Annotated in this window: 16 protein-coding genes; 10 read left to right on the forward strand and 6 right to left on the reverse strand. The window is 72.5% G+C overall.

Features of this window, described 5'->3' with window-relative positions:
- The first annotated feature begins 39 nt into the window (after window positions 1–39).
- From ABZV00_RS32365 to ABZV00_RS32405, 9 genes are all read left to right on the forward strand, one after another.
- Window positions 40–1,302 carry an MFS transporter gene (locus tag ABZV00_RS32365; protein WP_355613282.1) on the forward strand — a complete coding sequence of 421 codons (1,263 nt, stop codon included), beginning with the start codon at window positions 40–42 and terminating at the stop codon, window positions 1,300–1,302.
- Window positions 1,303–1,455: 153 nt separating this feature from the next.
- Entirely contained in the window at window positions 1,456–2,034 is a 579-nt protein-coding gene (locus tag ABZV00_RS32370; RefSeq protein WP_328417340.1) for a hypothetical protein, read from the forward strand.
- Window positions 2,035–2,123: 89 nt separating this feature from the next.
- Window positions 2,124–2,804 carry a response regulator transcription factor gene (locus tag ABZV00_RS32375; protein ID WP_328417342.1) on the forward strand — a complete coding sequence of 227 codons (681 nt, stop codon included), beginning with the start codon at window positions 2,124–2,126 and terminating at the stop codon, window positions 2,802–2,804.
- A gap of 13 nt (window positions 2,805–2,817) precedes the next feature.
- On the forward strand, window positions 2,818–4,317 hold the full coding sequence (locus ABZV00_RS32380) for a HAMP domain-containing sensor histidine kinase (protein ID WP_355613285.1): 1,500 nt from the start codon (window positions 2,818–2,820) through the stop codon (window positions 4,315–4,317).
- Window positions 4,314–5,225, forward strand: a complete 912-nt coding sequence (locus ABZV00_RS32385) for a Gmad2 immunoglobulin-like domain-containing protein (RefSeq protein WP_355613287.1) — start codon at window positions 4,314–4,316, stop codon at window positions 5,223–5,225. The genes ABZV00_RS32380 and ABZV00_RS32385 overlap by 4 nt, the downstream gene beginning before the upstream one ends.
- A 53-nt stretch (window positions 5,226–5,278) precedes the next feature.
- On the forward strand, window positions 5,279–6,223 hold the full coding sequence (locus tag ABZV00_RS32390; RefSeq protein WP_355613289.1) for an inositol-3-phosphate synthase: 945 nt from the start codon (window positions 5,279–5,281) through the stop codon (window positions 6,221–6,223).
- A gap of 132 nt (window positions 6,224–6,355) precedes the next feature.
- Window positions 6,356–6,985, forward strand: a complete 630-nt coding sequence (locus tag ABZV00_RS32395; RefSeq protein WP_355613291.1) for a TetR/AcrR family transcriptional regulator — start codon at window positions 6,356–6,358, stop codon at window positions 6,983–6,985.
- Between the two features lie 35 nt (window positions 6,986–7,020).
- On the forward strand, window positions 7,021–8,514 hold the full coding sequence (locus tag ABZV00_RS32400; RefSeq protein ID WP_355613293.1) for an MFS transporter: 1,494 nt from the start codon (window positions 7,021–7,023) through the stop codon (window positions 8,512–8,514).
- 105 nt (window positions 8,515–8,619) lie between these two features.
- A complete protein-coding gene (locus ABZV00_RS32405; protein ID WP_355613295.1) occupies window positions 8,620–9,411 on the forward strand; it encodes a maleylpyruvate isomerase family mycothiol-dependent enzyme in 792 nt (263 codons plus the stop codon).
- A gap of 51 nt (window positions 9,412–9,462) precedes the next feature.
- On the opposite strand, the gene ABZV00_RS32410 is transcribed toward ABZV00_RS32405, so the two are convergent.
- Window positions 9,463–10,662 (reverse strand): RtcB family protein, encoded by a 1,200-nt coding sequence (locus ABZV00_RS32410; protein WP_355613297.1) that lies wholly within the window; start codon window positions 10,660–10,662, stop codon window positions 9,463–9,465.
- A gap of 381 nt (window positions 10,663–11,043) precedes the next feature.
- Window positions 11,044–13,044 (reverse strand): translation factor GTPase family protein, encoded by a 2,001-nt coding sequence (locus tag ABZV00_RS32415; RefSeq protein ID WP_355613299.1) that lies wholly within the window; start codon window positions 13,042–13,044, stop codon window positions 11,044–11,046.
- 199 nt (window positions 13,045–13,243) lie between these two features.
- Here ABZV00_RS32415 and ABZV00_RS32420 point away from each other — a divergent pair, with 199 nt between their 5' ends.
- On the forward strand, window positions 13,244–14,203 hold the full coding sequence (locus ABZV00_RS32420) for a YafY family protein (protein ID WP_355613301.1): 960 nt from the start codon (window positions 13,244–13,246) through the stop codon (window positions 14,201–14,203).
- Here the strand turns inward: ABZV00_RS32420 and ABZV00_RS32425 are convergent.
- The 4 genes from ABZV00_RS32425 to ABZV00_RS32440 all read right to left on the reverse strand — a co-directional run bounded on the left by ABZV00_RS32425 (window position 14,191) and on the right by ABZV00_RS32440 (window position 17,571).
- Window positions 14,191–14,652 carry a hypothetical protein gene (locus tag ABZV00_RS32425; RefSeq protein ID WP_355613303.1) on the reverse strand — a complete coding sequence of 154 codons (462 nt, stop codon included), beginning with the start codon at window positions 14,650–14,652 and terminating at the stop codon, window positions 14,191–14,193. The two genes, ABZV00_RS32420 and ABZV00_RS32425, sit on opposite strands and share 13 nt — an antisense overlap.
- Before the next feature lie 24 nt (window positions 14,653–14,676).
- Window positions 14,677–15,984 (reverse strand): RICIN domain-containing protein, encoded by a 1,308-nt coding sequence (locus tag ABZV00_RS32430; RefSeq protein ID WP_355613305.1) that lies wholly within the window; start codon window positions 15,982–15,984, stop codon window positions 14,677–14,679.
- Window positions 15,985–16,195: 211 nt separating this feature from the next.
- Entirely contained in the window at window positions 16,196–16,702 is a 507-nt protein-coding gene (locus tag ABZV00_RS32435) for a DinB family protein (protein WP_355613307.1), read from the reverse strand.
- 50 nt (window positions 16,703–16,752) lie between these two features.
- Window positions 16,753–17,571 (reverse strand): M15 family metallopeptidase, encoded by an 819-nt coding sequence (locus ABZV00_RS32440; RefSeq protein ID WP_355613308.1) that lies wholly within the window; start codon window positions 17,569–17,571, stop codon window positions 16,753–16,755.
- Window positions 17,572–17,589 lie beyond the last annotated feature (18 nt).

A 17,589-nucleotide genomic window follows, 5' to 3' on the forward strand; every position in this document is an offset into this window, starting at 1 on the left:
CTATCGGTCCCGCTCGCTGCGGCCGGCACCGTGGGCGGCATGACCACCGCCCCGACCACAACCGCCCTCGACCACCGCGCCGGCCCCTGGCCCCGCTCCTTCCGGCTGCTCTACGCCGCCGCCCTCGTCGACGGCATCGGCTTCCACGTCAGCCAGCTCGCCGTGCCGGTGCTCGCCGTGTCCCTGCTGGCGGCCACTCCCGGTCAGGTGGGGCTGCTCGGCGCGCTGAGCACGGCCGCCTTCCTGGTGATCGGCCTGCCGGCCGGGGTCTGGGTCGACCGGTTGCCCCACCGTGCGGTGCTGGTCACCGCGGACCTGACCCGGGCGGCGCTGGTCGCGTCCGTGCCCGTGGCGTGGTGGGCCGGTTGGCTGAGCATCACGCAGCTCTACCTGGTGGTGCTGCTGACCGGGGTCGGCACCGTCTTCGCCGACATCGCCGCGCAGAGCTACCTGCCGGAACTGGTCGGCCGGAGCCGCCTGGTGGCGGCGAACTCCCTGCTGATGAGCACCAACGCGACGATGCAGATCGCCGGGCGCGGCATCGGCGGGCTGGTCGTGCAGGCGCTCACGGCGCCAGTCGCGATCGTGCTGGACGCGGTGGCCTTCGCGGTCTCCGGGGCGATCCTCTCCCGGATCCGCACCGACGCACCCCGCCGGCTCCCGTCCCGGGCTGCGGGCGGCTTCGCCCGGCAGCTCAGCGTCGGGGTCCGGCACGTGGCCGGCAACCCGCTGCTCCGCCCGCTCGCCCTCTCGACCGCGAGCATCAACCTGACCATGCAGCTCACCACGATCATGCTGCCGGTGGTCTTCCTGCGCGAGCTGCGGCTGGGTGCCGCCGTCCTCGGCCTCTTCCTGGGCGCGGGTGGGGTCGGCGCCCTGCTCGGCGCGCTGAGCGCGCGCCCCCTCGCCGAGCGGATCGGTCACGGTCGCGCGCTCTGGCTGCCCGGTCTGCTGGTCGCCCCGCTCGGCGGGCTGGTCGCGCTGATCGACACCGGACCGATGCTCTGGCTGGCCGCGTTCGGCTGGCTGGCATTGGCCTGGCGGACCGGAGTCGGCAACGTCATCGGGGTGAGCCTGCGCCAGGGCAGCACTCCGGACGCGCTGCTCGGTCGGATGAACGCCACCTTCCGGTTCCTGCTCACCGGGGCGCTCACCGTCGGCGCGGTGGCCGCCGGCCTGCTCGGCCAGTACGTCGACGTCCGCACGGCACTGGTGGTCGGCGCGGTCGCCAACGGACTGACCTGGCTTCCGGTGTTCTGCTCGCCACTGCGCACCCTGCACCGACCGCCCGTGACCGACTGACCCGCACCGTCCACGGTGCCACCATCGACCGCTGTTACGTGGCTGTTACGCCGCAGCGAAGTGGCCGTGCCGGTACCGGAGCACGGTCGCATCGGAGGGTCACCGGCATCGCCGCCGCGACGTGGCCCCCGACCATCGGACGGAGGTACCACGATGAGGATCAGGAGCGCACTGACGGCGCTGGCGGTCGTGCTCGCCGGGCTGGTCGCCGGCGCGGGCAGCGGCGCCACGGCGAGCACCACCATGGCGGCGACCGGATCGCCGTACTGCGGGATCACCTGGGGCAGCGCGGACAAGACGGCCGGCGCGCTGAGCAGCTCCCCGCTGATCGAGGTACGGACCGGCCGACACGACTGCTACGACCGGGTGGTGTTCGAGTTCGCCGGCCCGGTGAACGGCTACTCGGTCGGCTACGGCGAGACGTGGACCGAGGGCGAGGGGCTGGCACTGTCGCCGTACACGGCTGGAGGCGCCCTGCTGCGGGTCTCGCTGCGGGCACCGGCGTACGACGAGGCCCACCTGGGCACCGTGCCGTACCGGGTCGGTGAGCACGCCGCGAACCTGCTGCGTTACCCGACGCTGCGCGACGTCGTCTTCGGCGGCAGCTTCGAGGGCTACACCACCTTCGCCGTCGGCGTACGGGCCCGACTGCCGTTCCGCACGTTCGTGCTGGCCGGCCCCGGCGGGCACAGCCGGATCGTGCTCGACGTGGCGCACCAGTGGCAGGAGTGACCGGCACGGTGTCGGGGGTCCGGCCGGGCCCCCGACACCGACCGTTCCGCCAGGGCTGCGCACCGTCGCGGCGGGTCTACCCTCAGGTGGTGGAGGGCCGCGTGCTGGTGGTCGAGGACGATGCCTCCATCCGGGAGGTCACCGCCCTCGGTCTGCGCCGCGCCGGCTTCCGGGTCGACACCGCCGTCGACGGGCGGCAGGCCCTGGCGGCGTGGCGGGCCCACCCGGTCGACCTGATCGTCCTCGACGTCATGCTGCCCGGCCTGGACGGCCTGGAGGTCTGCCGGGAGATCCGGCGCACCAGCCAGGTGCCGATCCTGATGCTGACCGCGCGCACCGACACGCTCGACGTGGTGGTCGGGTTGGAGTGCGGTGCGGACGACTACCTGCGCAAACCGTTCGACCTGCCCGAGCTGGTGGCCCGGGTCCGCTCGGTGCTGCGTCGGGCCAGCGCGCCGGTCGCCTCCAGCACCATCGAGGTCGGCAGCCTCCAGATCGACCCGGGCAGCTTCGTGGTGCGACGGGACGGCCGGGAGGTGACGCTGACCGCCACCGAGTTCCGCCTGTTGCTGGAGCTGGCCCGCCGGCCAGGCCAGGTCTTCACCCGGGAGCTGCTGCTGGACCTGGTCTGGAACCACAGCTTCCTGGGCGACTCGCGGCTGGTCGACGTGGCGGTGCAGCGGCTGCGCGCCAAGGTCGAGGACGATCCGGCGCACCCACGGCTGGTCCGCACCGTGCGCGGTGCCGGCTACAAGCTGTCCACGGGCTGACGGGAGGTCGGCGATGGCCGGACGCGCGGTGCCTCCGGGCCGCCTGCGGCGCCGGCTGACGATCGCGTTCGTGCTGGTCGCCGGGGTCTCCGCCGGGCTGCTGGCCGGTGGGGCGGGTCTGCTGCTGCGGCAGTCCTGGTTGGACGCCTCGCTGCACCAGGCCGCCGCCGACGCCCGCTACCAACTCGTCCTCGCGGGGCAGTTCCTGCCGCTGACCGACCAGCGCAGCACCGAGCTGCTCACCAGCTTCGAGGGCAGCGGCCGGCATGTGGTGCTCGTCGACGGCCCGGCCCGACCCTCGCACTCGGCGTACGCCCCGACCCTGAGCACCCGGCTGCGAGCCACCGTCGCGGACGGACAGCTCGGCTACCAACGGTCCGCCCCGGCGGAGCGGCCCCGGCTGCTGGTGGTCGGCGGACGCATCCCCGGCTCGACCGCCGAGCTGTACGTGATCACGGTCGAGGACGACATCGCCGCCGACCTGGGTCAGCTGCGCAACGCGTTGCTGGCCGGCTGGGTGCTCGTGGTGCTGCTCGCCGCCGGGGTGGGGCACGCCCTGGCCCGTCGCACGCTGGAGCCGGTGAGCCGGGCCAGTCGGGCAGCCCGTGCACTCACCGAGGGTCTGCTCGCCACCCGCCTGCCGGTGCGCGGGCGGGACGAGTTCAGCGACTGGGCGGCGTCGTTCAACGAGATGGCCGAGGCACTGGAGTCGAAGATCGCCGCGCTGTCGGCGGCGCAGGCCCGGGAGCTGCGGTTCACCGCCGACGTCGCGCACGAGCTGCGTACCCCGGTGACCGCACTGGTGGCCGCGGCCTCGCTGCTGCGGGAGCACCTCGACCAACTGCCGGACGACGCCCGGCCGGCCGCGCGGCTGTTGGTCGGCGACGTGGTCCGGCTGCGCCGGCTGGTCGAGGACCTGATGGAGATCTCCCGGCTGGACGCCGGGCGGGAGCAGCCAAGCGTCGAGCCGGTCGACGCGCCGGCACTGCTGCGCGCGATCATCGGGGCGCGCGGCTGGTCGGAGCGGGTGGTGGTCACGGCCGACCCGGTCGCGCTACACACCGACCCACGCCGGCTGGAGCGGGTGCTGGCCAACCTGGTCGCCAACGCGGTCGAGCACGGCGACGGCGAGATCCGGGCCACCGTGGCCGCGGCGGGCCCACTGGTCGTCTTCGAGGTCACCGACCAGGGGCCGGGCATCCCGGCCGAGCACCTGCCACGCCTGTTCGACCGGTTCCACAAGGTCGACCCGTCCCGCTCGGCTCCGGGCAGTGGGCTGGGGCTGGCCATCGCCCGGGAACACGCCGCCCTGCTCGACGGGGTGCTGAGTGTGCGCAGCGAACCGGGCGCCGGCACCCGGTTCCGGCTGGAGCTGCCGGCCCGCGGGCCCCACCTCGGCGACGCCGGGAGGCGGCCCGCCGTCGCGCAGGCAGACGAGCGGTCCAGAGGCCACGCCGACGAGCACGCCGAGGGCGGGCGCAGGGCGGGCACGGCTGCGGGCGGTGCGGGATGAGCCGGCGCCGTGCGGCCGGTGTGACCGCACCGGTGCTCATCGCCGCGCTGCTCCTCGGCGGGTGCGGCACCCCCCGCTCCGGTGATCTCGGCCCGGCGCCCACCGCGGCGCCGTCGAGTGCGGCACCCACCGGGCCCCCGGGGGACCCGACGCCCACCCCGCCGGCGGAACCGCCACCGTCACCCACCAGCGGCCCGTCCCGCCCGCCGCCACCGGCCAGCACCGGCACGCGCCAGCCGGCCACGGTGACCATTGAGCTGTGGTACGTCCGATCCGGGCAGCTCGTCCCGACCCGGCGGACCCGACCGGCCACCGTCGCGACGTCCCGACTGGCGCTGACCGAGCTGGCCGCCGGGCCCACGCCGGCGGAGGCCGCCACCGGGCTGACCACCCTGCTCCCGGCCGGCGTCGAGGTCACCCGGATCACCGACGGCGTGGCGACGCTGCGGCCCGTCCCGTCCGCCGACGACCCGGCGGGGCGCCGGCGGCTGCGCGAGGCGCAGGTGGTGTGGACGCTCACCCAGTTCCCCACCGTGCGGCAGGTCCGCTTCGGCGACGGGCCCCCGGTCGACCGTTCCGACTACTCGGGCCTGCTGCCGCCGATCGTGGTCACCGGACCGAGCGTCGGCGAACGCGTCGGCGCCCCACTCACCGTCACCGGCACCGCCGACGTGTTCGAGGCCACGGTCAGTGTCCGGGTCCTGGACGCCGCCGGCCGGGAAGTTGCCGCCGGCTTCGGCACCGCCAGCTGCGGCAGCGGCTGCCGGGGCGCGTACCGCGTGGTGGTCGGCTGGCGCACGGCCCGGGAGCAGCGCGGCACCATCGAGGTGTACGAGGTGTCCGCGCGCGACGGCTCACGGATCAACACGGTGGCCGTGCCGGTGATCCTCGCGCCCGCCGGGACCTGAGCCCGCACCGCCGCGACCCCTCGCCCACGAACCGGTGAAGTACCGTCGCGTTCATGATCGAACGGGTGAGGGTCGCGGTGGCGGGTGTAGGTAACAACACGTCAGCGTTGGTGCAGGGGATTTCCTTTTATCGACAGACCGGCAGTCTGGTTGGTATCCGCCGGCCGGTCATCGATGGCCTCGGCGTGGACGACATCGACTTCGTCGCCGCTTTCGCCATGTCCGACGGCAAGGTTGGCAAAGATCTGACCGAGGCGATCTTCCTGCCACCGAACAACTTTCCCCGTCTCGCGGCCGACCTGCCGCCGTCGGGTGTCCCGGTGACCAGGGGCCTGGTCGACGCCAGCGAGGTCGATCGTGTGGCGGCGGCGTTGACCGGGGCTGAGGTGCTGCTGTACTCGGCACCCAGCGGCCGTCCGGATACGGCCCGGGCCTACGCCGAGGCCGCCTGCCGGGCAGGCGTCGCCTTCATCAACACCACATCTGACGCGATCGGCCGCGATCCACTCTGGATCGATCGTTTCGAGGCGGCGGGTCTGCCGTTGCTCGGTGACGATCTGGCCAGCCAGTTCGGCACGTCGGTGGTGCACAACGCGCTGCTGCGGTTGCTGGAGGAGCGGGGTCTCACCCTGGCCAGTTCCTATCAGGTCAACCTGGGCGGTACCGAGGACTTCCGCAACCTGGCCGAGAATTCCAACACCAAGAAGCAGTCCAAGCTCAACGCCCTGTCGGCGGCGGACAAGGTGGAGATGGCCCCATTCGGGTATCTTTCGCAGCTTCAGTCGGAGAAGGTGGCACACCTCAGCATTGAGGCGCAGGGGTGGGGTGAGACTGCAGTGAGCCTTGACGTGAAGCTGAAGGTGCACGACCCGAGTGGCGCTGCCGGCGTCAACATCGATCTGATTCGCATCGCGGCGAGCGCTCTCCGCGATGGGCGTGGTGGTTATGCCGCCGAGGCGTCGCCCCTGCTGAAGTCCCCGCCGGGCACGGCGATCTGACCGGGACACCTGCCGGACACCGGGCGGAAACGTAATCGTTTCGTCAGCCCGGTGCGACGCAGCTCATAAAACGCTGCACGATCACCCAACCGCGAACTAGGGTCAGTACGACATCGTTTCGCGGGGGTCGGAATGCTTGGCGGTCAGCAGGTGGGCGCGGGTGCCGGGGTGCCGGCTGCCCGGGGCGCGCGATGCTCCGACAGCGACCTGTTCGCCGTGGTCATCGAGGTGCTTCGCCAGGTCGGCTTCGACCGGTTGACCATCGACGCCGTCGCCGCCCGGGCCCACGTCAGCAAGGCCACCATCTACCGGCGCTGGGACGGCAAGACCGAACTGGTCGTCGCCGCCCTGCGCCACCGGCAGGTGGGCGTACACAACCCGCCCGACACCGGCTCACTGCGCGGCGACCTGATCGAGTTGCTGCGCGCCACGGCCGCTGTCTGCGCGGCCGACTGCGACCTGATGCAGGCGTTGGCCTTCGCCATGCGGACCAATCCCGAGCTGGAACGCCTGGTGCGCCACCAGGTGCTGCCGGCCGGGCGGGTGGCCAGCACGGCCATCCTGGTCCGCGCCGCAGCCCGGGGCGAAATCCCGCCCGAGGCCGGTGAACGGGAGCTGTTCCACGAGCTGGCGCCCGCGCTCTCCATGTCCCGCATCGTCGCGTCCGGCCTACCCGCCGATGACGCGTTCCTCACCCAGGTCGTCGACCAGGTGCTGATTCCGGTGCTCCGCTACCAGCCCGACCGCCCGTCTCAGGCCTGATCCACACCAGCAACACGCACACGGAAGGCTTCACCATGCCCGGAACTACCTCGACCGCCCCCGGTGCGCCCGGCGCTGGGACGTCGACAGGCGCGCCGCACCCGAAGCGCTGGATCGCGCTGGCGGTCATCGCGATCTCGCAGCTGATGGTGGTCCTGGACGCCACCATCGTGAACATCGCGCTCCCGCAGGCCCAGGCCGACCTCGGCATCAGCGACGCGAACCGGCAGTGGGTGGTCACCGCCTACACGCTGGCGTTCGGCGGCCTGCTGCTGCTCGGCGGCCGGATCGCCGACTACTGGGGCCGCAAGCGGACCTTCCTGGTCGGCATGACCGGCTTCGCGCTGGCCTCCGCGCTGGGCGGTCTGGCCACCACCGGCGGGATGCTCTTCGCCGCCCGCGCGTTGCAGGGCGCCTTCGGCGCGCTGCTCGCCCCGGCCGCGCTGGCTCTGCTCACCGTCCTGTTCACCGAGGCCACGGAGCGCGCCAAGGCGTTCGCGGTGTACGGCGCGATCGCCGGCGGTGGGTCTGCGGTCGGCCTGCTGCTCGGCGGGGTGCTCACCGAGTACGCCGACTGGCGCTGGTGCCTGCTGGTCAACATCCCGGTCGCCGCGCTCGCCATCGCCTTCGCCCTACCGCTGGTGCCGGAGAGCCGGGCGCACGGCAACACCCGCTACGACGTGCCCGGCGCGGTCGTCGTCACCGCCGGCCTGGTCTCCCTGGTGTACGGCTTCACCAAGGCCGCCGAGGACGGCTGGGACGCCGCCGCGACGCTCGGTTTCATCGCCGCCGGTGTGGTGCTGCTCGCCGCCTTCGTGGTGATCGAGCTGCGCTCCAACCACCCGCTGCTGCCGATGCGGATCATCCTGGACCGCAACCGGGGCGGTGCGTACCTCGCCTCGACGCTGATCGGTGCCGGCCTGTTCGGCGCGTTCCTCTTCCTGACCTTCTACTTCCAGGTGGTGCTCCAGTACAAGCCGCTGGAGGCGGGGCTCGCCTCGCTGCCGGTCACCGCCGGCGTGCTGATCGCGGCGGGTGGGGCCAGCCAGCTGATGCCACGGGTGGGTGCCAAGCCGCTGATGGTCGGCGGTGCCGTACTCGCCGCCGCGGCCATGCTGCTGCTGACCCAGATCGACGTGGACACCTCGTTCCTCACCCACCTGCTGCCCGCCCAGGTCATCCTCGGCATGGGCCTCGGGTTCACGTTCGTGCCGCTGTCCAGCCTCGCCCTGGTCGGGGTGCCGGAGCACGACGCCGGCGCGGCCAGCGCGACGCTCAACGCCACCCAGCAGATCGGCGGCTCGCTGGGCACCGCGCTGCTGAACACCATGTACACCAGCGCGGTCGCCGCGTACCTGGTCGGCCGGGCACCGAACCCGGTCAACCAGATCGAGGCGCTGGTACACGGCTACAGCGTGGCGTTCGCCTGGGGCGCGGCGCTGATCGTGCTCGCCGGACTGGCCACCCTGATCCTGGTCAAGGTGCGCAAGGAGGACGTCCCGACCGGTACCACCGTGCACATGGGCTGAGCCGACCGCCGCCGCCGGCCGGCCCGCTCCGACCCGGAGTGGGACCGGCCGGCGGCGGCGTCCGGTAGCGTCCCGACCATCACCGAAAATCCGTTGAGGAGACAGATGTCCACGGCTGCCGACCAGATCATCAACGCGCTGCGCGCGGGCCACGAGGAGCTCGCCACGCTCGTCCGGGACCTCAAGGAAGACGACCTGCTGCTGCCGTCGGGAGCCAGCGAGTGGCAGGTGTCCCAGGTGCTCAGCCACCTGGGCAGCGGCGCGGAGATCAACCTCGCGACGCTGACCGCGGCTCGCACCGGCGCGCCCGGCCCGGACGGCGACTTCAACCGCGGCGTCTGGCAGCGCTGGGACGCGATGGCCCCGGCCGAACACGCCGCCGGGTTCCTCGCCGCCAACGAACGCCTCGTCGGGGCGTACGAGGCGCTGGACGCCGAGAGCCGGGCCTCGCTGCGGATCGACCTCGGCTTCCTGCCGGACCCGGTCGACGTCGCCACCGCGGGCCGGTTCCGGCTCAGCGAGTTCGCCCTGCACCAGTGGGACGTCGAGGTGGCGTTCAACCCGTTCGCGGCGGTGACGCCGGAGGCGGTGCCGCTGCTGCTCGACCAGGTCGGCGGCATGTTGGCGTGGACCAGCCGGCCACAGGAGCTGGCCGGCCGGGAGGCCGCGCTGCTGGTGCGACTGCAGGAGCCCGAGCAGACGTACGGGCTGCGGTTGGGTGAGCGGATCGAGCTGACCGACGCGCCGCGGCAGCCGGACGGCGAGCTGACCGCCCCGGCCGAGGCGTGGCTGCGGTTGGCCACCGGGCGGCTGGGTCCCCAGCACACCCCGGACGAGGTGCGGGTGACCGGCCCGGTGAGCCTGGACGACCTGCGCCGGGTCTTCGCCGGCTTCTGAGGAGTTGCCGCGCGGGCCGGTCATCCCGGCCCGCGCGGCCCGTCGGCACGGTCAGCCCTTCACGCAGACCACCTGCTTGAGGTGCGCCACCACCTGCACCAGGTCCTCCTGCTGGGCCATCACCTCGGTGATGTCCTTGTACGCGCCGGGGATCTCGTCGACCACCCCGGCGTCCTTTCGGCACTCCACGCCAGCGGTCTGCGCGGCCAGGTCCGTGGTGCTGAAGGTCCGCTTGGCCTGCGCCCGTGACATCCGCCGCCCAGCCCCGTGCGAGGCCGAGCAGTACGCGTCCGGGTTCCCCCGACCCCGCACGATGTACGACCCGGTGCCCATCGACCCGGGGATGATGCCCAGGTCGCCCCGGCCGGCCCGGATCGCGCCCTTGCGGGTGACCAGCACGTCCACGCCGTCGTAGCTCTCCTCCGAGACGTAGTTGTGGTGACATGAGATGGGCTCGTCGTAACCGACCTGCGGGAAGTGCTCGCGCACCACGCCGCAGAGCAGGGCCAGCATGACCGCCCTGTTGCGCCGCGCGTACTCCTGCGCCCACCACAGGTCGCGCCGGTAGGCGTCCATCTCCGGCGTACCGGTGAGGAACACCGCAAGGTCCCGGTCGGGCAGCTCGACGTTGTGCGGCAGCCGTCGCGCCACCCCGATGTGCCGCTCGGCCAGCTCCTTGCCGATGTTGCGCGATCCGGAGTGCAGCATCAGCCACACCCGTCCCTCGTCGGCACCACCCTGCTCCAGGCAGACCTCGATGAAGTGGTTACCCCCGCCGAGGGTGCCGAGCTGCCGCTGGGCCCGGGTCTCCAGCTGCGCCACCCGCCGGTCCAGCCCGGCGAACCGGCCCCAGAAGTCGTCCCAGCCGGCCTGCTCCAGACCACGCACCCGGCGCGGGTCGACCGCCTTGTCCCGCTGGGCGAAGCCGACCGGGATGGTGGCCTCGATCGCGGAGCGCAGCCCGGCCAGGTCGTCCGGCAGGTCGGCGGCGGTCAGCGAGGTGCGGACCGCCGACATGCCGCAGCCGATGTCCACGCCGACGGCGGCCGGCGAGACGGCCTGCCGCATGGCGATGACCGAGCCGACGGTGGCGCCCTTGCCGAAGTGCACGTCCGGCATCACCGCGACGCCCTGCACCCAGGGCAGCGCGCCGATGTTGCGCAGCTGCCGGGCGGCCTGCGGCTCGATGGCGTACGGGTCGGTCCAGACCCGGACCGGTGCCCGGGTGCCGGCGAGGGGGGTGAATCCCATGGCGGTCTCCTTGTGTCGTGCCGGCACCAGCATCGCGCGGGGTGACCGGAAATGATTGCGCGCCAGACGGCCGGGCGCGGAAGCTCGTCGGATATGAAAAGGCCGCCCGACCCTCAGTGGGTGGGCGGCGGCGTCTGACGCGCTGGCGTCAGGAGTGACGCCGCCCCAACTGCCGGCCCTGACCGGGCTGGCCGAGACACCGGTACCGCACGCCCGAGGGCAACCCGGCACCGGCACCTGGCGTGCGCCAGGTGGCTTTGGTGCGGTTGCGCTGCGACACGGCGTACTCCCCGGGCTCTGATCGGTTGACCTTGCGCCGATGACGCTAGGCCGGCCGGGACCGGTCCGCAATGGATATTGCGCCAGGCCCGGCCGCGCCCGCTACCGGCCGCCGACGACCCGGCGGGCGACCGCCAGCAGGTACTCCTTGCGGTCCAGCGGGTTGTGATCCCAGCGGGGTCGGGTGGGAGCCGGGCCGCGCACCGGCCGGTACCGGTCGAACGCGGTCTCCAACACGCCCTCGCCCCGGGTCAGCGCCGGAAGCCGGCGCTCCAGCGCGTGTACCCGGCCCGCCGGGATCTCCCCCTCCACCAGGTACGACGTGCCCTGGCCGGTGGTGTTGGTCGGCACCGCGTCCAGCCGGGCCAGCGCGGGAAGCAGGGTGCCGAGGATGTCACCCGGCGCCTCCAGCCGGAATCGGTGCACCGGCTCGTGGACCCGGGTGCCGGCACGGGTGAGCGCGGCCATCAACACCAGCGGGGTGAGGTTGCGGAAGTCCCCCGCCGTGCTGGACATGCTCTTGTCGAAGGTGCCGTGGGAGTGGCTCTGCCGGGCCCAGTAGCCGGCGTGGGTCATCGTCACCTCGCAGTCGGGGACCTGCCAGCCGTGCGGTCCCTGACGCAGTGTCCGGTGCACGGTCTCCTCGACGGCGGCGAAGAAGGCCGGCGGCATCGATCCCAGCTCGACGCCGAGCCGGAAGCTCACCCCGGCCCCGGCCGGTGCGGGGGCCACCCGCAACCCGACGGTGGCCAGGAACGGGTTGGGCGCCACGGCGATCACCTCGACCGCCGCGCCGACGCCGCACACCCGCTCCACGTGCACCGTGCTGCTCTCCCGGAAGGTCACCGCCACTCCGAAGTCGTCGGCCAGGGTGGCCTGGATGACCTCCTTCTGCACCTCGCCGTAGAGCGAGAGGGTCATCTCGTGCTGCCGGTCGTCCTGCCGCAGGTTGATCAGTGGATCCTGCTCGGCGAGCTGGCTCAGCGCGGCGTGCGCCGCGACCCGGTCGGCGGGCCGGGTCGGGACCACGACGGTCTCCAGGGTCGGCGGCGCGAAGTGCCGGTCCCCGCCGGCGCGTTCGTGGGGTACGCCGACCGGGTCGCCGATCCGCGCATCGGTCAGGCCCCACAGCCGGGCGATGTGGCCCGCGCCGACCGACGACGCCGCGACGTCGGCGCCGTCGGCGACGACGCGTACGGCGGTGACCAGGGCCGCTCCGGTCGCGCCGACGCGGATCCGATCACGCACCCGGATCGTGCCGGCGAAGAGCCGGACCAGGGCGATCTTCTCCCCCGCCGGGCCGCGCTCGATGGCGAAGACGGTGCCGGAGACCGGGGCGTCGGCGTCGCCCCGAACCGTGGGCAACAGCTCGGTGATGCCGGCGATCAGCGCGTCCACCCCGGCACCGGTGATGGCCGAGCCGGCGAACACCGGATGGACCAGCGCCCGGCCGGTCCAGACCGCCAGCGCCCGGCGCAGCCGGGGGTACGGCAGTGCCGAGGTGTCCGCCACCCAGTCGGCGAGCAGCGCGTCGTCCTGCCCGGCGAGCAGGTCGAGCAGCCGGTCGGTGAACGTGTCGTCGGCCGGACCGTACGGCGTGCAGTGGGCGTCCCGGGTGCCGGGCGCCGCCACCGAAGCCATCGCCACCACGGACGGGGTCAGCCTCTCCGCGACGGCCCGCAGCACCCGATCGGGGTCGGCCCCGGCCCGGTCGACCTTGTTCACGAAGATCAGCGTCGGGATGCGCAGCCGGCGCAGGGTGCGCATCAGCACGCGGGTCTGCGGCTGGACCCCCTCCACCGCGGAGATCACTAGTACCGCGCCGTCGAGCACGCCGAGCACCCGTTCGACCTCGGCGATGAAGTCCGGGTGCCCGGGGGTGTCGATCAGGTTGACGGTCACGTCGTCCACCACGAAGGAGACGACGGCGGAGCGGATGGTGATGCCGCGTTGTCGTTCCAACGCCAGGGAGTCGGTGCGGGTGCTGCCCGCGTCGACGCTGCCGATCTCGTCGAGCACACCGACGTCGTGCAGCAGTCGCTCGGTCAGGCTGGTCTTACCGGCATCGACGTGCGCCAGGATGCCGAGGTTGAGGGTTTTCACGCAGCGTCATGTCCTTCGGGTCGGTGACAGGTCCCTTCTGGTCGGACATCGACGCAGCGCGCATTACTACTCCCTGAAGGTTGGTGGCGGTTTCGGGTAGTTCAGCAGGCGGTCGCGGTGCCGGGCAACCGGTTAACCGCGCGCCTGCGGGCGACATTGCGGAACATGGGCTTCCGCAATACCTGGCAGACTCGCGGACATGGTGGAGACCTCCGTGCGGCTGCTGCGCCTGCTCGCCCTGTTGCAGGGCCACCGCGACTGGTCGGGCACGGAGCTGGCCGACCGGCTGGCGGTCAGCACCCGCACCGTACGCACCGACGTCGAACGACTGCGGGTGCTCGGCTACCGGATCGAGTCACGCCCCGGGGTCGCTGGCGGCTACCGCCTCGGCGCCGGGTCCGCCCTGCCGCCACTGCTGCTCGACGACGACGAGGCGGTGGCGGTGGCCGTCGGCCTGCGGGCGGCCGCGTCCGGCTCGGTGCGCGGTATCGAGGAGACCTCGCTGCGCGCGCTGGCCAAGCTGGAGCAGGCGCTGCCGTCGCGGTTGCGGCACCGGGTGGACGCCCTGCGCGCGGCGACGGTCTCCGCCGCCGCCGGCGGCCCGACCGTGGACGCCGAGACGCTCACCGCCGTCTCCACGGCCGTGCACCGCCAGGAGCGACTGCGCTTCGACTACGCCGGGCACGACGGCACGGCCACCGTCCGGGACGTCGAGCCGTACCGGCTGGTCTACACCGGGCGACGCTGGTACCTGCTGGGCTGGGACACCGACCGGGCCGACTGGCGGACCTTCCGCGCCGACCGGATCCAGCCCCGGGTGCCGGGCGGTCCGCGCTTCACGCCCCGGGAGCCGCCGGGTGGCGACGCGGTCGCGCACGTGCTGCGCGGCGTCGGCTCCACGGCGTGGCCGCACCCGGCGCGGGTACGCCTGCACGCGCCGGCCGATCGGATGGCGCAGCGGATCCCCAGCACGGCGGGCCTGCTGGAGGCGATCGACGAGCACAGTTGCCTGCTGCACACCGGCGGGGAGTCGCTGAGCAACCTGGCCGCCTTCCTCGGCACCCTTGAGGTGGACCTCGACGTGCTCGACCCACCGGAGCTGCGCGGCGTGCTGCGCGGCGTGGCCGCCCGGCTCGGCCGCGCCGCTCAGGTGTCGTAGCAGCCGTCCCAGGGCGGGTCGAAACCGAGGTCGTCGGGGACGAACTCGGCGTGGTCCTTGCCGTCGTAGTCCGCGGTTCCGTCGACCAGCCCGAAGACGTGCCCGTCGACCTCGACCTGGAAGAGCTTGATGGCGATGTCGTCGAAGACCCGGCCGGGCAGCGCGTCGAGCCACTCGACGAGCCGGGCCTCGGCCCGGTCGACGGAGGCCTGCTCGTCCTCGCTGGTGCCGGCGAACCAGATGTCCGAGTCGGTGTGCGTACCGTCGGGGTCGAACCGGTGCAGCACGGCATACCACCGCTTGTGGCGGTACCAGTCGTCCTCGGCGCCGCTGCCGTCCTCCAGGGTGGCCGTGACGGAGCCGAAGAACTGACCCTTGTCGTACCGACCGATGAAGCGGGTGCGGTAGTCGGGCTCGTACGCGATCGGTACGCGGTCGGGAATCGCCATGGCGGGCACGTTACTGCGCCGGGTCTATGGCTGCGGCACCAGCCGGAAGGACTGCGCGGCGGTGCCATTGCAGGCGTACTGGATGAGCTGGACGCTGTCCGCGGTGGACGCGCCCGGCACGTCGAGGCACTTGCCGCTGTTGCGGTTGACCAGGCGGTAGTAGCTGCCGCCTTCCGACTCCGCCCGCCACTGCTGGTTGTTGCCACCGCTGTAGGACCAGAGCTGGATGGGTGCCGAGTCGGCGGTCGACACGTTGGTCACGTCGAGCACCTGAGCGCTGTTGTTGCGGTTGTTGACCCGCAGGTAGCCGCCGCTGGTCGGCGCGAACTGGTACTGCTGGGCGGTGCTGTTGTTGCAGGCGTACTGCTGGATGGCGGTGCCGTTGGTGCTGTCGGCGGCCCGCGCGTCCACGCACTTGCCGCTGGCCCGGTTGACCACGGTGTGCCAGGCCGTCGGCGAGATGGGGCCGGTCGGCGTGGGCGTCGGGGTGGGCCCGGCGCCGGCACCGGCGAGCCAGTGCAGACCGTCGATCAGCAGCCGGTTCTGTGGCTCACTGTCGAAGGTGGACGACAGCCCGGTGTTGGTGTTGTAGTCCATGGCGTTGTGGCCGAAGTTGGCGTAGAGCATCTTGTACCGCTTGTTGCTCCACACCAGCGGGTAGTAGCCGCTGTACCAGGACTGGTTGGGGTCGGTGCCGACCGGGAAGCTGGACGGGTCGATCGAGGCGAGGATGTCGATGTCCGGGTTCTGCCGCAGGTCGTTGCTCCAGGAGTACCACTCGCTGATCGACGACGGGAAGGTCGCGGGGAGCTGCCGGGTGGCCGGGTGGGTGCGGTTGTCGGCGCGCAGGGTGACCCGGGTGGGTCCCCACGTGTTCGACTGGAACGCGCCGGTGCCGAGGAAGGTGTTGTAGTACCAGCTCCAGCTCGACGGGTTGGTGTTGAAGGCGGTGACGTGGAAGCCCAGCCACGCGCCGCCGTTCTGCATGTACTGCTGGAACGCGGCCCGTTGCGCGGTGGGTGGCGCGTCGTCCAGGAACATGATGACCTTGTACTGCGCCAGGTTGGCGGTGTTCAGCAGGCCCCAGTTGGTGGTCGCCTCCCAGGAGAAGCCGTACTGGGCGGCCGCCTGCGGGAACCAGGCCCGGGCATCCCGGACGAAGTCGATGTGTGCGGCGTCCCAGGTGCCGTTGTAGAAGGCCAGGACCTTGAACGTCGGAGCGGCCTGCGCGGTACGCGAGGCGTTGACGGCGAGGCCGACGCTGAGCGCGACGACGAAGGCGACCAGCAGCGAGATGATCCGTCTGGTACGGGAGGAGAGTTCTGCGATCATCTGATCGTCCCTTCGGTGGTGGCCTGGGGACGCGCGCCGACGCGTCGACGTGAACCATCTGTATACAAGGTTTACAGATCGATGAAAGGTTATGCGTTCCGCTGCTCGACGTCAAACACCCCTGCGACTGTTGGTAGGCGTCGTTGGCCTGGTGTTGTTGCCATTCGCGGTGAATGCCGCGAATGGCAGCTCGCGCGCCGTGGGCGGGGGGTCAGACGCCGACGGTGCCGTCGATGCCCTCGCGCAGGAAGTCGGCGTGGCCGTTGTGCCGGGCGTACTCGTGGATCAGGTGCAGCATCACCAGCCGCAGCGACACGTCCTCGCCGGAGCGGGCGTTGTGGCCGGTCACGTCGAGCGACGGCGCGGCCCGCTCGATGCGGCGGGCGTGCTCGACCTCGCGCTGCCAGGCGTCGAACGCCTCGGCGCGGGTGGCGGAGCTGGCGTCGTACGCCTGCTGGTAGTCGCCGGTCGCCGACCAGACCAGCCCGAGGTCCTCGCCGTCGATCACCCGCCGGAACCAGGCGCGTTCCACCTCGGCCAGGTGCCGGACCAGGCCGAGCAGGGACAGCGAGGAGGGCGGCATCGACTGCCGGCGCAGTTCCTCGTCGGAGAGGCCGTCGCACTTCAGGGCCAGCGTCGCGCGGTGGAAGTCGAGGAACGCGCGCAGCGTCTCCCGCTCCCCACCGGTCACCGGGGGGCCGATCCGTTCGGTGGTCACGGCGTCGATCATGCCGGACGGCGTCGGCGGCGTCGGTGCCGGCCGGGTTGTCAGCCGACCGAGGAGCGGGCCACCGGCGCGGTGAAGTAGGTGTCCGGGTACGGCTCGTCGCGGAAGCTGTAGTGCCACCACTCGCGGTCGTAGTTCACGAACCCGCCGTCGGTCATCAACCGTTGCAACAGCCGCCGGTTGTCCCGGGCCGTGCCGGTGATCCCGGGGTCGGCCGTGTGCGCCCGGGTGTCGAAGCAGTCGAAGCCGGTGCCCATGTCGATGCTGTTGTCGGCGAAGCGCTGCCCGCGCGGCGCGGTACAGGCCACCAGCGGCTGACCCGACGCGTACGGGGGCTGGCTGGCGGCCGGCTCGTCGACCAGGGTCAGGTCCAGGGTGCTGCCCCTGCTGTGCGCCGTGGGCGCCCCGATGTAACCGTCGGCGAAGAGTCGGCTCTTCGCCACGTCCGGATAGAACTCGGCCTTCGTCTGTTGCTCGCCGGGGCGCTTCGCCCAGGCGACGAAGTCGTCCACCGCCGGCTGCGGGCGGTAGCAGTCGTACACCTTGAGGCTGTGCCCGCCGGCCAGCGCGGCATCCTGCACCCGGCGCAGCGCCTCGGCCGCCTGCCGGGTGAGCAGGCACAGCGGCTCCTGGTAGGCGGTGATCGGCCGGCCGACGAAGTTGTGCGCGGTGGCGTACCGGATGTCGGCGTGGATGCGCGGGTCGAGGTCGGTCAGCACCACGAACCCCGGCAGGCGGGCCGTGGCGGACGCGCCAGGGCTCAGCGACGTCGACCCCGCACCCGTCGGCGCCGGGCGGGGCTCCGGCCGCGAGCAGCCGCCGAGTAGCACGACCAGCGCGAGCACGGCGCCGCCGCCCACTCGCCCTGACCTGCGCAC

Origin of the sequence: Micromonospora sp. NPDC005173, assembly GCF_040608515.1 — a bacterium.
GTDB lineage: Bacteria > Actinomycetota > Actinomycetes > Mycobacteriales > Micromonosporaceae > Micromonospora.